At 64.3% G+C, this 19,538-nt stretch carries 18 protein-coding genes; 9 read left to right on the top strand and 9 right to left on the bottom strand.

The window, feature by feature from the left end; genetic code table 11:
- Positions 1 to 143: 143 nt before the first annotated feature.
- Positions 144 to 2,252 carry an ATP-dependent DNA helicase RecG gene (gene recG / locus IC761_RS17850; RefSeq protein ID WP_195804484.1) on the top strand — a complete coding sequence of 703 codons (2,109 nt, stop codon included), beginning with the start codon at positions 144 to 146 and terminating at the stop codon, positions 2,250 to 2,252.
- Here the strand turns inward: recG and panE are convergent.
- A complete protein-coding gene (panE, locus tag IC761_RS17845) occupies positions 2,249 to 3,178 on the bottom strand; it encodes a 2-dehydropantoate 2-reductase (protein WP_195804483.1) in 930 nt (309 codons plus the stop codon). The genes recG and panE overlap by 4 nt on opposite strands.
- A gap of 104 nt (positions 3,179 to 3,282) precedes the next feature.
- On the opposite strand from panE, the gene IC761_RS17840 reads away from it, so the two are divergent.
- Positions 3,283 to 3,810: a P-loop NTPase family protein gene (locus tag IC761_RS17840; protein WP_195804482.1), complete on the top strand. Its 528-nt coding sequence runs from the start codon at positions 3,283 to 3,285 to the stop codon at positions 3,808 to 3,810.
- Here the strand turns inward: IC761_RS17840 and IC761_RS17835 are convergent.
- From IC761_RS17835 to glmS, 4 genes are all read right to left on the bottom strand, one after another.
- Positions 3,785 to 4,054: a hypothetical protein gene (locus IC761_RS17835; RefSeq protein ID WP_195804481.1), complete on the bottom strand. Its 270-nt coding sequence runs from the start codon at positions 4,052 to 4,054 to the stop codon at positions 3,785 to 3,787. The two genes, IC761_RS17840 and IC761_RS17835, sit on opposite strands and share 26 nt — an antisense overlap.
- A 222-nt stretch (positions 4,055 to 4,276) precedes the next feature.
- Positions 4,277 to 5,134, bottom strand: a complete 858-nt coding sequence (locus IC761_RS17830; RefSeq protein ID WP_195804480.1) for an NAD(P)-dependent oxidoreductase — start codon at positions 5,132 to 5,134, stop codon at positions 4,277 to 4,279.
- A gap of 105 nt (positions 5,135 to 5,239) precedes the next feature.
- Entirely contained in the window at positions 5,240 to 6,010 is a 771-nt protein-coding gene (locus IC761_RS17825) for a DUF502 domain-containing protein (protein WP_195804479.1), read from the bottom strand.
- Positions 6,011 to 6,089: 79 nt separating this feature from the next.
- A complete protein-coding gene (gene glmS, locus IC761_RS17820) occupies positions 6,090 to 7,916 on the bottom strand; it encodes a glutamine--fructose-6-phosphate transaminase (isomerizing) (protein WP_195804478.1) in 1,827 nt (608 codons plus the stop codon).
- A gap of 220 nt (positions 7,917 to 8,136) precedes the next feature.
- Between glmS and IC761_RS17815 the strand changes: the two genes are divergently transcribed.
- Positions 8,137 to 8,355, top strand: a complete 219-nt coding sequence (locus IC761_RS17815) for a hypothetical protein (protein ID WP_195804477.1) — start codon at positions 8,137 to 8,139, stop codon at positions 8,353 to 8,355.
- 20 nt (positions 8,356 to 8,375) lie between these two features.
- Here IC761_RS17815 and IC761_RS17810 read toward each other — a convergent pair whose 3' ends face one another.
- Positions 8,376 to 8,552, bottom strand: a complete 177-nt coding sequence (locus IC761_RS17810) for a hypothetical protein (protein WP_195804476.1) — start codon at positions 8,550 to 8,552, stop codon at positions 8,376 to 8,378.
- Between the two features lie 47 nt (positions 8,553 to 8,599).
- Complete coding sequence (gene glmU, locus IC761_RS17805) at positions 8,600 to 9,955, bottom strand: bifunctional UDP-N-acetylglucosamine diphosphorylase/glucosamine-1-phosphate N-acetyltransferase GlmU (RefSeq protein WP_195804475.1); 1,356 nt, start codon at positions 9,953 to 9,955, stop codon at positions 8,600 to 8,602.
- Positions 9,956 to 10,135: 180 nt separating this feature from the next.
- Between glmU and IC761_RS17800 the strand changes: the two genes are divergently transcribed.
- From IC761_RS17800 to IC761_RS17790, 3 genes are all read left to right on the top strand, one after another.
- Positions 10,136 to 11,515 (top strand): hypothetical protein, encoded by a 1,380-nt coding sequence (locus IC761_RS17800; RefSeq protein WP_195804474.1) that lies wholly within the window; start codon positions 10,136 to 10,138, stop codon positions 11,513 to 11,515.
- Between the two features lie 96 nt (positions 11,516 to 11,611).
- Positions 11,612 to 11,785 (top strand): hypothetical protein, encoded by a 174-nt coding sequence (locus IC761_RS17795; RefSeq protein WP_195804473.1) that lies wholly within the window; start codon positions 11,612 to 11,614, stop codon positions 11,783 to 11,785.
- A 105-nt stretch (positions 11,786 to 11,890) separates the two neighbouring features.
- The gene (locus IC761_RS17790) at positions 11,891 to 12,082 is read left to right on the top strand and encodes a hypothetical protein (protein ID WP_195804472.1); all 192 of its coding nucleotides are present in this window, start codon (positions 11,891 to 11,893) and stop codon (positions 12,080 to 12,082) included.
- Between the two features lie 356 nt (positions 12,083 to 12,438).
- Here IC761_RS17790 and IC761_RS17785 read toward each other — a convergent pair whose 3' ends face one another.
- On the bottom strand, positions 12,439 to 13,782 hold the full coding sequence (locus IC761_RS17785) for an acyltransferase family protein (RefSeq protein ID WP_195804471.1): 1,344 nt from the start codon (positions 13,780 to 13,782) through the stop codon (positions 12,439 to 12,441).
- Positions 13,783 to 13,825: 43 nt separating this feature from the next.
- Between IC761_RS17785 and IC761_RS17780 the strand changes: the two genes are divergently transcribed.
- Positions 13,826 to 14,206 (top strand): hypothetical protein, encoded by a 381-nt coding sequence (locus IC761_RS17780; protein WP_195804470.1) that lies wholly within the window; start codon positions 13,826 to 13,828, stop codon positions 14,204 to 14,206.
- Here IC761_RS17780 and IC761_RS17775 read toward each other — a convergent pair.
- Positions 14,166 to 15,725, bottom strand: coding sequence for a glycoside hydrolase family 17 protein (locus IC761_RS17775; protein WP_195804469.1), 1,560 nt, complete (start codon positions 15,723 to 15,725; stop codon positions 14,166 to 14,168). The genes IC761_RS17780 and IC761_RS17775 overlap by 41 nt on opposite strands.
- A gap of 330 nt (positions 15,726 to 16,055) precedes the next feature.
- Here IC761_RS17775 and IC761_RS17770 point away from each other — a divergent pair, with 330 nt between their 5' ends.
- Positions 16,056 to 16,649, top strand: coding sequence for a beta-1-3, beta-1-6-glucan biosynthesis protein (locus tag IC761_RS17770; protein WP_195804468.1), 594 nt, complete (start codon positions 16,056 to 16,058; stop codon positions 16,647 to 16,649).
- A 215-nt stretch (positions 16,650 to 16,864) separates the two neighbouring features.
- Entirely contained in the window at positions 16,865 to 19,528 is a 2,664-nt protein-coding gene (locus tag IC761_RS17765; protein ID WP_195804467.1) for a glycosyltransferase, read from the top strand.
- The last annotated feature ends 10 nt before the right edge of the window (positions 19,529 to 19,538 follow it).

Genomic DNA, 19,538 nt, shown 5'->3' with positions numbered 1-19,538 from the left:
GGGGGTGATATAGCCACTCGGATCGGCCATGTCAGCCCTCGATTTGTCATGGGCAGCCAGCCGCGCGAGCCCGGCGAAAAAAGCCGTGGATGCCCGGCACAAAGCCGGGCATGACGGGCCGAAACGATCCTAGATTCGCGTCCATGCGCCCCAGCCTGCTCAATCCGCTGTTTGCTGCCGTGACCACGCTCCCCGGCGTCGGTCCGAAGCAGGACAAGCTGTTGCAATATCTGCTCAGCCGCAACGAGACGCCGCGGCTGGTCGATCTGTTGCTGCACCTGCCGAGCCAGGTGATCGACCGCCGGGCGCGGCCGAAGATTCGCGACGCCGCACAGGGAACCATGGTGACGCTGGAGGTCACCGTCGATCGCCACCGCCCGCCCCCGCCGCGCAATTCCCGCGCGCCCTATCTGGTCTATGCCGGTGATGACACCGGCGACGTCGTGCTGACCTTCTTCCGCGCCAAGCCCGGCTATGTCGAGAAGCTGCTGCCGGTCGGCGAGAAGCGCTATGTCTCGGGCACGCTCCAGATGTATGACGGCATCCCGCAGATCGTGCATCCCGACCGCGTGCTCGACGAGGAGGCAATCTCAAAACTCTCCGGCATCGATCCGGTCTATCCATTGACGGAAGGCCTCGCGCTCGGCTCGCTGCGCCGCGCGATCGCGCAGGCGCTCCAGAAGCTGCCGGCGCTCCCCGAATGGATCAGCCCGGAGGTGCTGGGCCGCTGCCACTTCCCGCCAATTGCGGAAGCGCTGCATCGGGTTCATCAGCCGGTCGAGATGACGGACATCCTGCCCGACCAGCCGTTCTGGTCGCGCTTGGCCTTCGACGAGCTGCTCGCCGGACAATTGGCGCTCGCGCTGATCCGCGCGCAATTGCGCCGCCCGGCCGGCGTGCGCAATGCCGGTGACGGGCATCTACGCAACAAGATCATCGACGCCCTGCCCTATGCGCTCACGCCCTCCCAGCGCAGCGCCGCCGCGGCCATCGCCGACGACCTGAAGCAGCCCGTGCGCATGCTGCGGCTTCTTCAGGGCGACGTCGGCTCGGGCAAGACCGTGGTGGCGCTGCTCGCCGCCGCCGCCGTGGCCGAAGTCGGCAAGCAGGCCGCGCTGATGGCGCCGACCGAAATCCTGGCGCGCCAGCACATCAAGACCATTGCCCCCCTCGCCGAGCGGGCCGGCATGCGCGTCGCGATCCTCACCGGCCGCGAGAAAGGCAAGGAGCGGCGCGAGATCATCGAGCAACTCGCGGAGGGCGAGATTGATCTCCTCGTCGGCACCCATGCGCTGATCCAGGACGACGTGATCTTCCACGATCTCGCGCTCGCCATCGTCGACGAGCAGCACCGTTTTGGCGTGCGCGAGCGCCTGGCGCTGACGTCCAAGGGCGAAGCCGTCGACGTACTGGTGCTGAGCGCCACACCCATCCCGCGCACGCTTGTGCTGACCTATTTCGGCGATATGGACATCAGCGAGCTGCGCGAAAAGCCCGCCGGTCGCCAGCCGATCGACACCCGTGCGGTGCCGATGAGCCGGATCAGCGAGGTCATGGAGGGCATCGGCCGCGCGCTCGAGTCCGGCAAGCTGGTCTACTGGATCTGCCCGCTGGTCGAGGAATCCGAGGCGGAAGGCACCGAGCACCTCACCAACGCGACAAAACGCTTCGAGAGCCTGCAAAAGCGTTTCGGCGACCGCGTCGGTCTCGTCCACGGCCAGATGAAGGGCACGGAGAAGGACCGCGTGATGGGCCAGTTCGCCGCGCACGAGATCGGCCTTCTGGTCGCAACCACCGTGGTCGAGGTCGGCGTCGACGTGCCGGCCGCGACCATCATGGTGATCGAGAACGCCGAACGCTTTGGCCTTGCCCAGCTGCACCAGCTGCGTGGCCGGATTGGACGCGGCTCGGAGGCCTCGACCTGCCTGCTGCTCTATTCAGAACCGCTCGGCGAGATGTCGAAGGCGCGGCTGAAGGTGATCCGCGAGACCACCGACGGTTTTCGCATCGCCGAGGAGGACCTGAAGCTGCGCGGCGAAGGCGACGTGCTCGGTGTGCGCCAGAGTGGCCTGCCCGGCTACCGCATCGCGCGCTCGGAAGTCCACGGCCAGCTCATCACGCAAGCGCGCGACGAGGCGTTGCGGATCATGAAGGACGATCCGAAGCTGAAAGGCGAGCGGGGCGAAGCGCTGCGCTGCCTGCTCTATCTCTACGAGCGGGACGAGGCGATTCCGCTGATCGGGGCGGGTTAGCCCGCCGCCCTTTGTCGCCCGACCTCATAGGCCGCCACATGCGCCCGGGCGAGATCCAGCAGCGGCGTGTCAACGCCGAGCGCACGGCCGCGATTGGCCATGTCGCCCAGGATGTGCTCGGCCTCGGTAACCGAACCACGTTCGATATCCCGCAGCATCGACGCCTTCAGTGGCGAGTTCGCCGTTGTAAATAGCTTCCGGTCGAACGCGATGAACGGCGCCCTCGGCTCGAAACCGGAGGCCGTCGCGACGGCGCAGCATTCCCCAAACAGGCGGAAGATCTGCTCCTCGCCCTTCGGCACCGTCAGGATATCGCCGATGCTGGCGCGCATCAGGCAAGTGATGCCGGCAAGCGTGCTGAGCTGGACGAATTTCTCCCACATGTCGTGCATGATCGCTTCGCTGGCGCGCACGTCGATGCCGGGGACATTGAGCAGTTTCTCCAGCGCGAGCACGCGCTCGCTCAACGGCCCCCCGGTCTCGCCGAAGACAATCGTCTGATTGGCCATGAACTGAATGACACGACCATCCGCATCGAGCCCGGCGCTGACATTCGCCAGTCCACCCAGGACGTGTTCAGCGCCGAATCGCGCGGTCAGGGCATCGATATGCTTCAGCCCGTTCAGGATCGGCAGGATCATCGTGCTGGCGCCGACCGCAGGGGCAAACTGGCCCATCGCGTCATCGAGCGAGTAGGCCTTCACGCCGACGAGCACGACGTCGTATGGCGCCTTCAGATCGCTGGCCTGGATGATCTTCGGCTGCACGGCGAAGTCGCCGTTCTGGCTCACGACCTGCAATCCGTTCCGCCGCAATTGCTCGGCCCGCTTCGCGCGGACGAGAAAGGTCACGTCGCCGCCCGCCCGCATGACGCAAGCGCCGTAATAGCCGCCAAGCGCACCGGCGCCGATCACCAACAGTCTCATCTGAACTCCCATTGCACGCCTCGCGCATTGAGCCATCCCGCCTCTCGAACGGCAAGTTGAAATCCAAACTTTCGCCGCGGCGGGTTTCGTGAAACCCTCGCAGCATGCGCCGGATCATCGTCGTAGGCTCCCAGGGAAGCGGCAAGCCCAGCCTCGCCCGTGAACTCGGGCGAAAGCTCGACCTGCCGGTGGTGCATCTCGACGTGCTCTATTGGCGGCCGGGCTGGAAGGCATCCGACACGGCGAGCTTTCGCGTCCGCGTCACTGATGCGATCGCGGGCGATGCCTGGGTCGTCGACGGCAGCTTCTCCGGGCTTGCCTTCGACCTCACGCTTGCGCGTGCTGATACGCTGGTCGTCATCGAGCGACCGCGATGGCTCTGCCAGTGGCGCATTCTGTTGCGGTCGGCCTTCGATCGCGACACGACGCGGCCCGACCTGCCGGAGGGATGTCCGGAGCAATTCGACTGGAAGTTGATGCGGGAGGCGTGGCGCTACGACACCGAACGCGCGCCAGTGATCGAGGCAGAACGTATTCGCTATGGCTCCAATATCCCGGTCGTGCGTTTGGGAAGCGACCGGGGCATTGCGGATTTTCTGGAAGCTCTCACTCCAGGTCGGGACCCGTCTTGACCGGCTGAGGCGCGGAGTCACGGTCCATGACCGCGCGGCATCCCGGGCTGAGCTCGGACTTGTGCTGCACCATGCAGGCGGTGATGCGCGGGATGTTCGGAATCTCCGCGCTGCAAAGACGAAAGGCGTCGCCGGTGCACATCTGCTGGGCTTCCGCAGTATAGGCATGCGCGGCGTTGGGCAGCGTCAAAGCGGACGCAGCAAAAGCGACGGCGAAACTGATCTGGCGAAATGAATGGTTCATGATCAACCCCGTTTTTAACGGGGTGGAGACTAGCCGGGGGCAATTTCCAGAAATCTTCGCGGCCGGTGCAAATCGGTTTCACTGATGGAACCGAACGGCTTCGTTAAGGCTGGACATGCTTCGTCCCGCCCGACGCCAGGACATCAGTTCACGCGTTCGCGATCTCTGGCGCGCCACAGGTCAGTCGGACTGACGTTTCGGCAGGCGCGAAACGCCCGAAAATCAGGGCTTCTTCTTCGCGATGCTCGCGGCAAATGCCTTCAGCAGCGCCGCATCCACCGCCTCGCCTTTCGCATCCCCGGCGAGATGCTCGAACCATTTGGCGAAGCCCTCATAGATCTGGCTTGCGGGATGATCCGGGCCGAGGAAGCCTGCGATCTCATGCATCTCCGCCACCCAGCGATACGCCTTCGGAATCATGTCGGGCAGCGCGACCTCGAGCCGCGCCAGGATTGCCGGCTGGCTCAGCGCGAGCTCGTCGCGGAGTGCATCCGCAGCGCCCGCCTTCGTCGCCGCGACCACCATGGCCGAGCCGATGCCGGCGAGACCCTTGACGATGCCAGCGTAGGACATTTTCAGCGCAGAGGCCGCGCCGACCGGGCCCGCGACGATCCGAACGTCGAGCCCCAGATCTTTCAGCACCGCGACGTCCTTGGCGTGCTCGCCCGACATGTAGAAGGCCGGACTCTTCCCGCCGGGCTGCGGCGGGAAGCCGATGATGCCGCCATCGACGAACGGCGCCTGCGCCGAGCCGATGATCTCTTCGATCCGCAGCACGGTGTCGACATTGACGGCGTTGCAATCGACCACGACCGGCTTCTTCGCATGCCTCACGATCAGCGCGGCCAGGCGCTCGGCGAGCGCCACAGCTTCGCCGGGCGGCACGATGGAGAGGATGATGTCGGCCTCGGCGATGGCGTCATCGTCGGCGCCGACCATGCCGGAATCCGCCGCCCGTTTCAGCGTCGCTTCGCTCCGCCCCTTCAGCGAGGTCAGCACGCGCGCGCCGTTCTCGCTCAGGCGGCGGGCCACGGCGCTGCCCATGGCGCCGGGTGCGAGGATCGCAATCGTCTTGGACATCGGACACTCCAGGTCGAATTCCGAGCGACGCGCCCGGTTCGGCCGGGACACTAGCAGAGGACCGACGTGCCTGAGTGAATGCGGCCATCCCAAACTGGAATGGCGCTACTCCACCTTCGCAGGCTCGGGCTGGAGCGTGGAGGCGTTGGCGATACGCGCGGCGTTCGCCATGCCGGCGAGCGCAGCGGCCTTCTTCGCGTCGGGTGCTGCGCCCGGCTGCACAACGCCGGCCGACATGATCAATGTCGCGGCATCCTCGGCGGTGAGATCGACCTCGATGATCTTGCTCCTCGGCACGTAGAAGAAGAAGCCCGTGGTCGGGTTCGGCGAGCACGGCAGAAACACCGAGACATGTTCCTCCTGCCCCGGCAGGCTGCGCGAGACCTCTTCGTTCGGCGATTGCGAGATCAGCACGATCGACCACATGCCGGGCGAGGGAAACTCGACGAGGCCGACCTTGCGGAAGCTCGAGCCCTTGCCCGAGAACAGAGTCTCGAACACCTGCTTCAGGCCGCGGTAGATGGCGCGGACGGCCGGAATCTGGCCGAGCAAGGTCTCGCCGACATCGACCAGCGTCCGGCCGATCAGGTTGGCCGCGAGGAAGCCGACCAGCGTCAGCGTGAAGAATGCGACAATCAGCCCCCAGCCGGGAACGCCATAGGGCAGATAGGTTTCGGGACGATAGGCCAGCGGCACGAACGGCCGCACCACGCCGTCGACCCAGGTGACGAACCACCAGACCAGATACAGCGTGATCGCGATCGGACCGGTGACGATGAGCCCGGTCAGGAAATAGTTGCGGAAGCGGCCCATCAGGCCGGTATGTGGTTCCGGGGCGGGATCAAGAGGCGCAGGCGCATCGTCGCGGGTGGTCATTCGGGTTCCAGGTCGGTCGCTTCGGTCAAGCTAGGGGCTTCTAGCAGGTTTTGGAAGAGCGCGGCCTGATCCCTTTTGCCTATTCCACGGTCACGGATTTCGCGAGATTACGCGGCTGGTCGACATCGGTGCCCATCACCACGGCCGTATGATAGGCGAGCAGCTGCACCGGGATGGAATAGACCATCGGCGTGAACGCCGCCGCCATGTCCGGCATGACGATGGTGACAAGGGACTTCACCGTCGCCTCCTCCGCGCCCTTGGCATCGGTCATCAGGATGATGTTGCCGCCGCGGGCTGCAACCTCCTGCATGTTCGAGACTGTTTTCTCGAACACCCGGTCGTAGGGCGCGATAACGACGACCGGCATGGTCTCGTCGATCAGCGCGATCGGACCGTGCTTGAGCTCGCCGGCGGCGTAGCCCTCGGCGTGGATGTAGGAAATTTCCTTCAGCTTCAGCGCGCCTTCGAGCGCCAGCGGATAGCTGGTGCCGCGGCCGAGATAGAGCACGTCGCGGGATTTTGCGATCCTGTGCGCGAGCTTTTCGATCTGGACTTCACTGGTGAGCGCGTCCGCCATCAGACGCGGGATCTCGACCAGGCCGTGGACGAGCTTGGTCTCGTCCTCGTCGGACAATTCGCCGCGGGCCTTGCCGGCGGCGATCGCGAGGTTTGCCAGCACCATGAGCTGGCAGGTGAAGGCCTTGGTCGAGGCGACGCCGATCTCGGGCCCGGCCAGCGTTTGCAGCACGGTCTCAGCTTCGCGCGCGATCGTCGAGGTCGGCACGTTGACGACGGCGATCGTATGTGCGCCCTCGGCCTTGGCGTAGCGCAGTGCGGCGAGCGTGTCGGCGGTCTCGCCCGACTGCGAGACGAAGATGGCGAGATCGCCCTTGCGCAACGGTGCCTCGCGGTAACGGAATTCGGAGGCGACATCGACCTCGACCGGCAGGCGCGCAAAACGCTCGAACCAGTATTTTGCGACGATGCCGGCGTAGCTCGCGGTGCCGCAGGCCGTGATGTTGATGCGCTGGATGTCCTTGAAGTCGAACGGCAGCTTGACCGGCAGCGAGACGCGCTCGGTCGCCATGTCGACGTAACGCGCCAGCGTATGGCCGACCACTTCCGGCTGCTCGTGGATCTCCTTGGCCATGAAGTGGCGGTAATTGGCCTTGTCGACCAGCGAGGTCGAGGCGGCGTGCTTGATCTTGTCGCGCTGGACGGCCTTGCCGTCCTTGTCGAAGATGGTGGCGCTCTTGCGGGTCAGCACGACCCAGTCGCCATCCTCGAGATAGCTGATCGTGTCGGTGAACGGGCCGAGCGCGATGGCGTCCGAGCCGAGATACATCTCGCCGTCGCCATAGCCGATCGCGAGCGGCGGCCCGTTGCGGGCGCCGATCATCAAATCGTCGTCGCCGGCGAAGATGAAGCCGAGTGCGAAGGCGCCGCGCAGCCGCCCCAGCGCCAGCTTCACCGCTTCGACGGGCTTGTTGCCGCGCCTGAGCAGGTCATCGACGAGATGCAGCACGATCTCGGTGTCAGTCTCGGTGCGGAACACCGCGCCTTTGGTCTCGAGCTCCTCACGCAGCTCGCGGAAATTCTCGATGATGCCGTTGTGGACGACGGCAAGACGCTCGGTCGCATGCGGATGGGCGTTGTTCTCGGTCGGCTTGCCGTGGGTGGCCCAGCGGGTGTGACCGATCCCGGTCGTGCCGTTGAGCGGCTTCTCGCGCAGCCGCGCCTCCAGATTCTTCAGCTTGCCCTCGGCGCGGCGGCGCTCCAGATGCTTGCCTTCGAGCGTGGCGACGCCCGCGGAGTCATAGCCGCGATATTCGAGACGTTTGAGCGAATCCACCAATTGCTCTGCAACCGGTTCGCGCCCGAGAATGCCGACAATCCCGCACATGCGGATCAATATCCCCCAAATCGTCGAAAAATCGCCTAAACGACGCGCTCGGTTTTTAGCGAAGTTCCTAAGGAACCAGATACTCAATAATTATGACGGATTGCGACAGCATCCGGTGACGTCAGGCTTCGCCTGCGTCGATGTGGCCGGCCTTTAACCGCGCGCATTAACTCGTTGTCAATATGTTTGGCCAACGATTCCCATCCAGGAGATCAAGGCCATGAAAGTCACGTCCGACCGCAAGGGTCTGTCATCGATGTATCTGCGCGCCAGCGAAACCTCGGGCACGCACCTCGCCCATTGGCCGCCGCCCCAGCGCGGCAAGGAAAGCAAGCCGCTCTTCGTCAAGCACCCGGAAGGTGAGCCGATCAAGCGCGCCAAGCCGCGCGGCTGGCGCCTGACGCGTGCGATCTTCTCCGAATTCGCAGACGACGAGTAGAGTCCGCAATCGTTGCCGCTTCACATTTGCATAATAAAAGCCAGCACGACCACGAGCCCCCAAACCACCAGTCCCATTGCGAGGGCCTCGCCATAGTGCGGCTCACCCTCGCCAAACAGCTTGAGCACCCACCGTCCCGCAACCACGAAGAAAAGCTCGGCGAGCAGAGGGATCAAACCAGCAAGGAAATCGATCATCAGCGCGCGAGCCTAATGGCACCCCGGAGGACCTGACACCCCGCCGCTCATTTCTCCGGTTTCTTGGCGCCCGTCTTCATCTCGCGATAGCGCGCCGCGCCGCCTTCCCTGATGGTTTGTGGGCTGCGCTCCAACGCCATGGCGTCGTCGGGCACATCGCGCGTGATCACCGAGCCCGAGCCGATATAGGCGCCGTTGCCGATCTTCACCGGCGCGACCAGCGACGAGTTGGTGCCGACGAAGGCGCCCTGCCCGATGATCGTCTTGTGCTTCTTGAAGCCATCGTAGTTGCAGGTGATGGTGCCGGCGCCGATGTTGGAATTGGCGCCGACGGTGGCGTCGCCGATGTAGGAGAGATGGTTGACCTTGACGCCGGCCTCCAGCGTCGCGGCCTTGGTCTCGACGAAATTGCCGATGCGCGCCCCGTCGCCGAGCGAGGTGCCGGGCCTTAAGCGCGCATAGGGGCCGATCGAGACGTTCTTGCCGAGCGTGGTCTCGACGATATGCGAGAACGAGTGGATCACGGTGCCGTCGGCGATCGACACGCCCGGGCCGATCACCACGAACGGCTCGATGGTGACGTCCTTGCCGAACAGCGTATCGGCAGCGAGATAGACGGTTTCCGGCGCGATCAGCGTGACGCCGGCCTCCATCGCCGCCTTGCGCAAGCGCACTTGCATGACGGCCTCGGCTTCCGCAAGCTGCGCCTTGGTGTTGATGCCGCGCACCTCGTCCTCGCTGGTCTCGATCACCACGGCCTCCCATCCATTGTCGCTGATGATGCCGACCGCATCGGTCAGATAATATTCGCCCTTGGAATTGGCATTGCCGATCTTGTCGAGGATCGCGAGCGCGCGGCGCCCGTCGATCGCCATCACGCCGGCATTGCAGAGGTTGATCTTGCGCTCTTCAGGGCTGGCGTCAGCCTGTTCGCGGATTGCGACCAGCCGGTCGCCCTCGACGATGAAGCGGCCGTAGCCGGTGGGATCGGCGGCGCGAAAACCGAGCGCGGCGATCGCAGCGCCCCTGGCGAGCGGCGCGCGCAGCCGTGCAAAAGTCTCGGCCGAGATCAGCGGCGTGTCGCCGAAGGCGATCAAGAGATCATCCACGCCTTGCGCGATCGCCTCGCGAGCTGCCAGCACCGCATGCGCGGTGCCGAGCCGCTCGGCTTGCACGAAGGTGAGCGCGTCGGGGCGGATGCGCCTGGCTTCATCCGCGACCGCCTGATGGTCGGGGCCGATCACGACGGCGAGCGACGTGCCGGTTCCCTTTGGTGCTGCGGCGAGCACATGGGCGAGCAGCGTCTGGGAAGCTACGGGATGCAGCACCTTTGGCAAACTCGATCGCATGCGCGTGCCTTCGCCGGCGGCGAGCACGATCGTGAGGCTGGAGCGGGCGGTCATTGCAATCCTGTCAAATAAGGCCGAATCATCATCACATCGGCGGGCGACACGCCGACGTCGCCAGAGTCTCTCGCCTTGCTACCCCCGCAAACGCCCGGAATTCAAGTGCCAGTGGGTTTTCCTGTTAATGTTCCCTGAGTGATTCGGGGAAGCCAGGCAGGGCTGGGCACTTAAACGTTCATGGCAAAGGATTCCGACCCACTGGCGGATGCCTTCGGCGCCAAGGAGACCGGCGGGCTGTTCTCCGGGCTTTTGGCCGAGGAAACCAGCTTCGATCGCCGCGTGCTGTGGCGGCTGGGCTCGTGGGGCGTGGCCGCCGTTGGCGCTGTCGTCGTGGCGGTGATGGCCAACCAGGCCCAGCTCGGCTGGCGGCGCGAGCAGGTCGCCTCCGCCGATCTCGTGCGCCAGGCCGACCGGATCCAGACGCTGACCAAGGAAAGCCAGCTCGAAGCCCGCCGTCTCGCCTCGGCCATCGAGACGCTGAACACCGATCGCGACCGGCTCTATTCGCGCGTCACCGTGCTGGAGCAAGGGCTCGATTCCGTCACCGGCACCATCGCCAAGCAGAATGCGGCGCAGCCGGTGGCCGCCGCATCGAAGCCGCAGGACGCGACGGTCGCAGCCACACAGCCCGCAGCACCCGCGCCCGATGTCGCGCCGGTCGCGTCGACGGCGGCATCCCTGATGGACAAGCCGCGCGCGGGTGCGGCGAAGGAGTCCAGAGAAAGTTTGAAGGACAGTTCGAAGGACAGTTCGAAAGAGGCTGCAAGGGATCAGCCGGGGCCGCCGCAACAGACGGCGGCCGCAGCATCACTCGTGCCGCAGTCGCCGCCTGCATCGCCCGTGCTGCCGACGATTGCGCTCGTGCCGTCCAAATCGATCATGGCGCCGCCTGATCCGGCGGCATCGAAACTGGTGCAGCCTGACGCTGCCGAGAAGAAGCCCGAGCCCACAACCGCTCCGACCGAAGTCGCCGCGGCATCGGCCAAACCGCCGGAAGCGGCCGAGGGCGAGCCTCCTGCGATCGCAGTCCAGCAGACGCGCTTTGCGATCGATCTCGGCGGCGCCAATTCGATCGACGGCCTGCGCGCGCTCTGGCGCGGCCTGATCAAGTCCAATCCGGAGATCGCGGCACTACGCCCGATCATTATGATCAAGGAAGGCGGTAACGGCCTCGGCATGCAGCTCCGCCTGGGCGCGGGCCCCCTGGTCAATGCCGCTGCCGCCGCAAAGCTCTGCGCGGGTCTCAGCGAAAACGATCGCCACTGCGAGACCACCGTGTTCGATGGCCAGCGCCTCTCGATCCGCGGCGGCACGGAAAAGGCGCAGGACAACAAAGGATCGGAGAAAAACGTCGAGAAGAACCAGGATGCCGTCCCGCAAGCCGAGACCGCGCCTGTGCCAAACGCCAAGCAAGACAAGCACCGCCGCAGCTATTCCTCCAAGCGCTCTAAGCGCGAGGAGCCGGCGCCCGCGCCACAGCCGGCGGCGGCTGCCGCAGCGGCCAAGCCGGAGACGGCGTCGGCGGGATCGACGCTGTCGTCGTTCTTCCGCCGCTAGGGCGGACAAAAGTAAATCGGACAGAGCGGCTGGCGCGTGCTACCGACAGCGATGAAGGTATTCCTCGTCGCAATTTTGATGTCCGCTTCGCCCTCCGTGGCGCAAATCGATCGCCAGTCGACGGTTCCCGATATTTCAGTCCGCGATCAAATCAAGGCTGCGCGCGCCAAAGACAAGTCGGACGAGCAGAACGATCGATCGAAGCGGGCGTGGGATCGTGACAGCGACGGCAAGCGGCCCTGGGAAACGCCCGCCAAAACGAGCCGCTGAGGCAATCCGGTCTCGCTTTTGCCACGCAACCGCCGCGCGTTCTCCGCGTTGCTGTCGGCCAGGCGCAATCTTCCCATGACATGCTTCACACGCGGAGTGTGAGAGATGTCTGATACCATGCAGCAAGCAAGTCTCGGAACGGAAATGGCCACTGAAGACCTCGGCGCCGGCAAGCCGAGAGTAGGCGAACGCGCCTTCGCGATCGCATATCTGGCGGCCGTTGGAGTGGCGATGGCCGGCTGGCTCTACGCCATCTCGCGCGCGGCGCTGGCCGCTGTAGGTTGGATCTTTGGCTAAAACGCTGCCATCAGCTGGCTAATCTTGATCGCCGCGCAGACGATCATGCCCCAAAGCGCGAAATTGATCTGCAACGCCTCGGTCATTGCCATTCCCCGCTCGCTTCCCCGCAGTCGCGCTCTTGAACGACGTGATCTGCTGTTCGGATCAGTCATCACGCCTTCGATTCAAGTCGAATCTTAGGCGACGCTGGCGGTCCGGCAAATCCGGATCGTTACGGTGAATGCCGCCGCCGACCGCGCCGGTGAGCGCTCACTTCCAAGCGTATGACATGAAAGGCGGGGCAAGGCCTTCGGCAGCAGCTGAATGCCGTCACGAAGGAAGCCGATAGCCGAAACCAGGCAGCAAGCGCGAATTCAAACTTCCGGGCGAGCCGGAATTAAGGCCGACTGCTCAATCTTTCGCTTGGTGGCAAGACGACGGCCAATGCTGATTGCAGGTTGCTCAATTGCCACGTGGGCTAGCCAAGCCAAGGCCACCGAGACAGCATATACCGCCAAAAGGATTGTCAGAAAATTAGGGTGCAGGTGGAGCTTCTGCAGCAGGCCTTGAACGAGATTGCTGGCCAATGTCTGGAAAAGATAGATCGCGTAGGTCAGCGTCCCGAGCCAAACCAGGGGAGCGCGGGCCAGAAAGCGAGCTAGTCCTTGCTCTCGATCAAACCAGACACTCACAATCAGAAGCGAGACACTGGCCGAAAGCCCCAAGTGCCAATAGAGGCTTGGCGCCGTTACGAGCCCGGCGTACATCACCACCGTCATTGCAAGTGATATCCAGCCGATCGGCCTATTCCTGAAAACGGTCACGTATGGCGAGTTATTGAGCCAGATGGCCATCCCAGCCCCCACACCCAGGCCAAAATACCCCCGAACGAGATAATCAGACGTTCCGAACAAACCGAACAGCGCGCCAATCACAATGAACGCACCGACGACGGCAACCACGGTGAACCGTCCGGCCAAGAACAACATCAACGGCCAAATGACGTAGAATTTTTCTTCTATACCCAGTGTCCAAGCGTGTCCAAAGATGACGCCGGCATCGTCGGGACGGTACTCGGAATTGAAGGTGACAAGGTAGAGCGCTGCATTTCGAAGCTCGTCAAGCTTCGCAGAATTCCCCGTCAGGAGGTACACGGCAAGTGCCGCGCCGGCGTAAATCCCAATAGTCAGATAATAAAGCGGCACGATTCTGAAAATCCTTCGGAGATAAAAGGCTCCCAGATCGATCCGCCCTTCCTTTCGTCGCTCCTCAAGAAGGAGCCAGGTTATGAGCCAACCGCTCAATGGAAAAAAGGCGTCCACCCCAACGGTGCCGTCGACGAACCATGGCCTGCCATCGGCAGGGATATGGTTCAACACAGTAAAAATGATGCAAAACGTGCGAATGCCGTCGAGCTGCGGACAATATTTGCTACCAGCCACCGGCAATACCAATCGATTGGCAATACACACTTCAGAGCTATCTCGAAACCGGTGAAGCAATGACGACTCTTTAATGACGACTCTTTGAAGTGCGCCCTTGCGACTTGCTGTTGTGAAATCGTCATCGAGAACCGGGGCGCCTGCAATACCAGGCAGCGAGGTTCTCTTCCCCAAGGGGAGTGAACGTCGATATCGCAGCCAATTCTGTCGCATGAGAGCCGCGGATCCGGATCTCGCCTTCTGCCCGTTGTCGATGGCGTGAACCAGAAAATCCACCTCCCCCGTTGCCTGCCCGCCCCTTCCCGACCATATTGCCCCGATGAAAAAGAAGCCCTTTCGCCTCACGCCCTATCAGGTGCAGTTCCTGCTCGTCGTCGGATTCGTCACCGTCGGCTACGCGCTCTATGTGCGCTATCTCGCGGTCGAGTTCTCGCAAGTCGCGCTCGCGTGCGACGCCGGCCTTCAGACCATGGCCTGCAAGGCACGCTCCGTCTCGACCGCATTGTTCAAGAATTCCGTTTTCGGCATCGTCGCGCTGGTCGTCGCGACGCTGAACCTGATGCGGCCTTCGATCGTGCTGCTCACCCTCGGCGTGATCGCGGCCGGCCTCGGCATCGTGCTCTACAACGTCGTGCTGTCGGGGCTCGCGATCGGCCTGCTCATCCTTGGCTTTGCTCGGCCCGCGCCCGCCACAGCGTGAGCGCGAACAACAGATAGATCGCGCCGGTCCAGAGCGACTGCCAGTTCTCGCGGCCTTCGTTGAGGAGCATGTAGGCCGCCGACAGCGCCAGCACCCCTGCGAACACCGCTTCCGCGATCGGACGCACGCCGATCTGCGGCCGGTTCAGCATCAGGAGCGCGAACGGCACCACCGCCATCGTCAGCGAGGCATAGGGGAAGTCGCGATAGCGCGGGTCGAACACGAAGCCGAGTGCAGTCTCGGCCGCGATCACGGCGGTCACGGCCAGCGTCAGGCCAAGCACGGCCGTGAGCTTCGACCATTTCCGCTCTTCGCGCGGACCGAGCAGGTCGAGGAAGGTCGGCAGGCTGCGGCCGATGACCAGGGCCTGCGCGCAGAAGATCGGCGACAGGATGCCGGCCAACAGCAACACGCCCCACATCAGCCAGCCGCCCCAGCCGTAGCTTTCGTAATACATCTTGTCGGCGGCAATCCCGAGCAGGGTGCCCGCCGATGTCGCGGAGATGCCGACCGCGAGCCAGGCCGAGAAGCGCGGCGTCCAAGGGCGGCGCCGCAGCGTGATGCCGGCCACCGCGAACACCAGCACGCTGAGCGCCATGCCGGCGCCCATGTACCATTTCCAGTACGGGAAATTGGAGATCGGTTCGCCCGGCGGATATTTGAGCTGGCGACGGACGGAATCGAACAGGCCCCAATAGCCGCCGACGGTGCCTTCGAGCCGCCGCTTCCACGGCTGGTCATAGGCCTCGATCAAATTGACCCGAAACTTCTGCGCCTTCGCAAGCGCCAGAATCTCCGAGACCACGCGCGCCTGGTTGGTGCGTGACGGCAGCGCGCCGTCGCGCATGCGCCCTTCGCTGGGCCAGCCGGTCTCGCCGATCAGGATCTCCTTGCCCGGAAACGCGACAGCCATGCGCTCGCGGATCGATTCGACATGGCTTGCCGCGAATTTCGCGCGCACCGGCATGTCCTCCCAATAGGGCAGGATGTGGATCGTGACGAAGTCGACGGCGTCATAGACCTCGCGGTTCTTCAGCCAGAATTCCCAGACATCGGCATAGGTGACGGGCACGCTGACCTGCGCCTTCACGATGCGGATGATGGAGACGAGATCTGCGGTCGTCATCTCCCCGCGCAGCAGGACTTCGTTGCCGACGACGAGGGCGGAGATGGTGTCGGGAAACTCCTTGGTGAGACGCACGGCAATCGCCGCCTGCGCGAAATTCTTGGCGCGGTTGCTGCCGAGCCAGATGCCCTGGATCACCTTCAGCCCGCCGACCTTGGTCGCCACCGCCGGCACCTGGTCGAGTCCGTTCTCGATCGAATAGGTGCGGACGCAGTCGGTGATCTCCTTGAGCTGGCGCAAATCCTGCTCGATCTGGTCGGCCCCGATATGGGTCCATTCGTTCAGCGGCGTCTGCTCGCCGCGGAACGGTGCATAGGAGACGCATTGGACCTTGTCATTGGGATCGATCGGCGCGCGCGCGAGCGTGATCGGCGTGGCCAGCCACCACCACACGGCAGCAATCGCACAGAGGGAGACGAGCAGGAGCGCCAGTGGCGTACGAAGAGAAATCGGTTCCGTCCTCCGCGAAGGGCCCGTCGATTACCTGCTCGCACGCCATCTGCCAAGGGGGTGAGGCGGCTGGCCTCTCCCCTCTCCCCGGCGAATTGGCCTGCGGCCGTTCGACCATCCCATAGGATCGTGACTTTGCTGGACAAAAATCCAAATACAGGTCATGGGATTTTGCGGGACTTTTCCGCCGCATTGGAGACCCATTTGGACGCCATCAGCTAGCGTCCGCGAGGTCGTCCCACGCGGTCGGTCAGCTGAGATATTGGGGAATTCATGCGGCGACGGGTGTTCGAGTTACGAAATGCGGTCCTGCGGCAGTTCGCCGCCACCTTGGCCGTCTCCTCCCTGGTCCTCCTGGTCGGCCTCAACGGCGCCTCAGCCCAGAGCGGGACGCCTGCCCCCGACCAAGGCAAGGCCGCCGCCCAGCCCGCCGACGCCGCCAAGGACGCCACCGCCCAGAACCAGCGCCGCACCGACGAATTCGCCGAGGCCGCCCAGGCCATCAACGGCCCGGCCGGCAACCCCGAATGCGTCTGGCTCGGCCGGCGCGTGGTGCGGCTGATGTGGCGGGATGACCTCGATACCGCGTTCCGCCACCTCGACCTCTACGACCGTTTCGGCTGCCCCGGCGGCCACATCCAGGCCGCGTTCCGCTGCCTGACCCGGTTCGGCGCCCAGATCGATCCCAAGGTCGCCGAGACCCTGGACAGCCGTGTGCACGCTTGCTGGATCAATCCGGCGTCCCAGCCGCAGCAGGCGGCCGCCGCCGCGTCCCAGCCGCCGGCGCCGACCACCGGGAATTCGCAGCCGCAGCCGGCCGCGAGCCCCTCGCCTGCGGCCAGCCCCTCGCCCGCGCCCCCAAAATAGCCGCGATCGTTTCAGCCTTCGTTCAGGAACGATCGGCGATAGCTGTCGTTGGCACTGCCACGCATTCAGAAAAAGGCCATGCCCTCATCCGGACATGAGGCCATGACAGTTGTGAAACCGCGCGGCAGAGGTATGCTCCTTTTGCCGCGGACTCGGTCGGATCTCGGGGTCGGATCCGCTTCCCTGCCATCTCAGCCCCTTTTGGTTTAGCCGCGATGCGCGTTGTCGCCGCCGTTCTGTTGCTCGTGTCGGTGCTCCACGCCGGCCTATGGGGAGTCCTGCGCGACAAGGAACCCGCGCCCGACTTCAAGGGTCTGCTGCCCAGCCTGTCCTATACGCCGTTCGAACCGGGACACGTCGTCGACAACAACGTCGACCCCGAAAAGATTCGCGCGGACATGAAGAAGCTCTCGACCATCACGCGCGCGATCCGGTCCTACTCCGCGACGGAAGGCAACGAGCTGGTGCCGCCGATCGCCGCCGAGTTCGGCCTCAAGGTCACAGTCGGCGCCTGGATCGACAAGGACCCCGACCGCAACGAGCGCGAGATCAAGGCCGCCATCGAGCTCGCCCGCAAGAACAGCAACGTCAACGGCGTCGTCGTCGGCAACGAGGTGATCTACCGCGGCGAGCAGAAGATCGAAGACCTCATCGAGATGATCAAGAAGGTGAAGAGCGCGGTCCGCGTGCCCGTCACCACCGGCGAGATCTGGAACATCTGGCGCGACAATCCCGACCTCGGCTCCAACGTCGATTTCATCGCGGCCCACGTCCTGCCCTATTGGGAAAACTTCCGCTCCGACCAGGCCGTCGATCAGGCTGTCGACCGCTACAACCTGTTGCGCAATCAGTTCCCGGGCAAGCGCATCGTGATCGCTGAGTTCGGCTGGCCGAGCGCCGGCTATAACTTGCGCAACGCCGACCCCGGTGCGTTCCAGCAGGCGCTCACGCTGCGCAATTTCGTCAGCCGCGCCGAAGCGCTCGGCATGGAATACAACATCGTCGAGGCGATCGATCAGCCCTGGAAGTTCTTCGAAGGCGGCGTCGGCCCTTACTGGGGCATCCTCAACGCCAGCCGCGAGCCGAAATTCGCCTGGACCGGCCCGGTCGAGAATCCCGATTATTGGAAGCTGATGACGATCGCGCTGCTGGTCGGCATCCTCTTGTCGCTACCCATCCTGCGGCTGGAGCATCCGACCGCAAGGCAGGCATTCCTGCTGGCGGCGACCGCCAACGGTGTCGGCGCCTGGGCCGCGACCGTGTTCGCCTATTGGAATGGACACTACTTCCTGTTCGGATCGGCCTTCGCGCTGACGCTCGGTATGATTCTCCTTGTTCCTCTCGTCCTCATCGCGATGGCCCGCATCGACGAGATCGCGGCCGTCGCCTTCGGCCGGCCGCCGCAGCGGCTGCTCACCAAGGGCAAGCCGGTCGCCGACGTGCCGGAGAAATACTACCCGAAGGTCTCGATCCATATCCCTGCGTATTTCGAGCCGGTCGAGATGCTGAAGCAGACGCTCGATGCGCTGTCGCGGCTCGACTATCCGAACTACGAATGCGTCGTCATCATCAACAACACGCCGGATCCCGCGTTCTGGCAGCCGATCCAGGACCATTGCCGCGCGCTCGGTGAACGCTTCAAGTTCATCAATGCCGAGAAGGTGAAGGGCTTCAAGGCCGGCGCGTTGCGCATCGCGATGGACCGCACCGCCGTCGATGCAGAGATCATCGGCATCCTCGATGCCGACTATGTCGTCGAGCCCGACTGGCTGAAGGACCTCGTGCCCGCCTTTGCCGACCCGCGCGTCGGCCTGGTGCAGGCGCCGCAGGAGCATCGCGACGGCGATCTGTCGATCATGCACTACATCATGAACGGCGAATATGCCGGCTTCTTCGACATCGGCATGGTCCAGCGCAACGAGCTCAACGCCGTCATCGTGCACGGCACGATGTGCCTGATCCGCCGCGCCGCGATGGACATGGCCGGCGGCTGGTCGTCCGACACGATCTGCGAGGACAGCGATCTCGGCCTTGCGATCCAGGAGCTCGGCTGGACCACCCATTACACCAATTACCGCTACGGCAAGGGGCTGCTCCCCGACACCTACGAGGCCTTCAAGAAGCAGCGTCACCGCTGGGCCTATGGCGGGCTCCAGATCGTGAAGAAGCACTGGCGCCAGTTCCTGCCCGGCAAGAGCCGGCTGACGCCCGACCAGAAGCGCGAATATGGCCTGGGCTGGCTGAACTGGCTGGGCGCGGAAAGCCTCGGCGTGGTCGTGGCGCTGCTCAACCTCGTCTGGGTGCCGATCGTGGCCTTTGCCGACATCGCCATCCCCGACAAGATCCTGACGCTGCCGATCATCGGCGCCTTCGTCGTCTCGCTCGCGCACTTCCTGTCGATGTACCGCGCGCGCGTCGCGATCAAGCCCGGCCAGATGCTGGGCGCCATGATCGCGGCCATGAGCGTGCAGTGGACGGTGTCGCGCGCCGTTGCGCAAGGATTGATCACCGAGCACATTGCGTTCGCGCGCACCTCCAAGGGCGGCCTGTCCAGGATGTCGATCGAGTTCCAGGCGTTCTGGGAGGCCGTGATCGGCACCCTGCTCCTGATCGGCGCCGGCGTGCTGATCGCCTCCAACAGCTTCCGGCAGATCACCGAGATCTACATCTTTGCGGGCGTTCTGGTGCTGCAAAGCCTGCCGTTCCTGGCCGCGGTCGCCATCGCCATCCTCGAGCTCAGCCGCATCAACTCGTTCCAGTTCTGGCGCGACAGCGCGATCCGCACCGCCGAGCTGATCGGCCTGCGCCCGGTCGCGCTGCCGCCGCCTGCCGGCATGGGGCAAGCGGTGCCGAGCGAGGTGCGGCGGGAGGCGAACTGACGGGGTCCTG

The sequence above is a fragment of the Bradyrhizobium commune genome, from assembly GCF_015624505.1.
GTDB lineage: Bacteria > Pseudomonadota > Alphaproteobacteria > Rhizobiales > Xanthobacteraceae > Bradyrhizobium > Bradyrhizobium commune.
This window is presented reverse-complemented; position numbering and strand designations above follow the sequence as displayed.

Coding starts and splice junctions, on each gene's coding strand:
- recG (WP_195804484.1), top strand. CDS start 144: ATGCGCCCCAGCCTGCTCAATCCGCTGTTTGCTGCCGTGACCACGCTC.
- panE (WP_195804483.1), bottom strand. CDS start 3,178: ATGAGACTGTTGGTGATCGGCGCCGGTGCGCTTGGCGGCTATTACGGC.
- IC761_RS17840 (WP_195804482.1), top strand. CDS start 3,283: ATGCGCCGGATCATCGTCGTAGGCTCCCAGGGAAGCGGCAAGCCCAGC.
- IC761_RS17835 (WP_195804481.1), bottom strand. CDS start 4,054: ATGAACCATTCATTTCGCCAGATCAGTTTCGCCGTCGCTTTTGCTGCG.
- IC761_RS17830 (WP_195804480.1), bottom strand. CDS start 5,134: ATGTCCAAGACGATTGCGATCCTCGCACCCGGCGCCATGGGCAGCGCC.
- IC761_RS17825 (WP_195804479.1), bottom strand. CDS start 6,010: ATGACCACCCGCGACGATGCGCCTGCGCCTCTTGATCCCGCCCCGGAA.
- glmS (WP_195804478.1), bottom strand. CDS start 7,916: ATGTGCGGGATTGTCGGCATTCTCGGGCGCGAACCGGTTGCAGAGCAA.
- IC761_RS17815 (WP_195804477.1), top strand. CDS start 8,137: ATGAAAGTCACGTCCGACCGCAAGGGTCTGTCATCGATGTATCTGCGC.
- IC761_RS17810 (WP_195804476.1), bottom strand. CDS start 8,552: ATGATCGATTTCCTTGCTGGTTTGATCCCTCTGCTCGCCGAGCTTTTC.
- glmU (WP_195804475.1), bottom strand. CDS start 9,955: ATGACCGCCCGCTCCAGCCTCACGATCGTGCTCGCCGCCGGCGAAGGC.
- IC761_RS17800 (WP_195804474.1), top strand. CDS start 10,136: ATGGCAAAGGATTCCGACCCACTGGCGGATGCCTTCGGCGCCAAGGAG.
- IC761_RS17790 (WP_195804472.1), top strand. CDS start 11,891: ATGTCTGATACCATGCAGCAAGCAAGTCTCGGAACGGAAATGGCCACT.
- IC761_RS17780 (WP_195804470.1), top strand. CDS start 13,826: ATGAAAAAGAAGCCCTTTCGCCTCACGCCCTATCAGGTGCAGTTCCTG.
- IC761_RS17770 (WP_195804468.1), top strand. CDS start 16,056: ATGCGGCGACGGGTGTTCGAGTTACGAAATGCGGTCCTGCGGCAGTTC.
- IC761_RS17765 (WP_195804467.1), top strand. CDS start 16,865: ATGCGCGTTGTCGCCGCCGTTCTGTTGCTCGTGTCGGTGCTCCACGCC.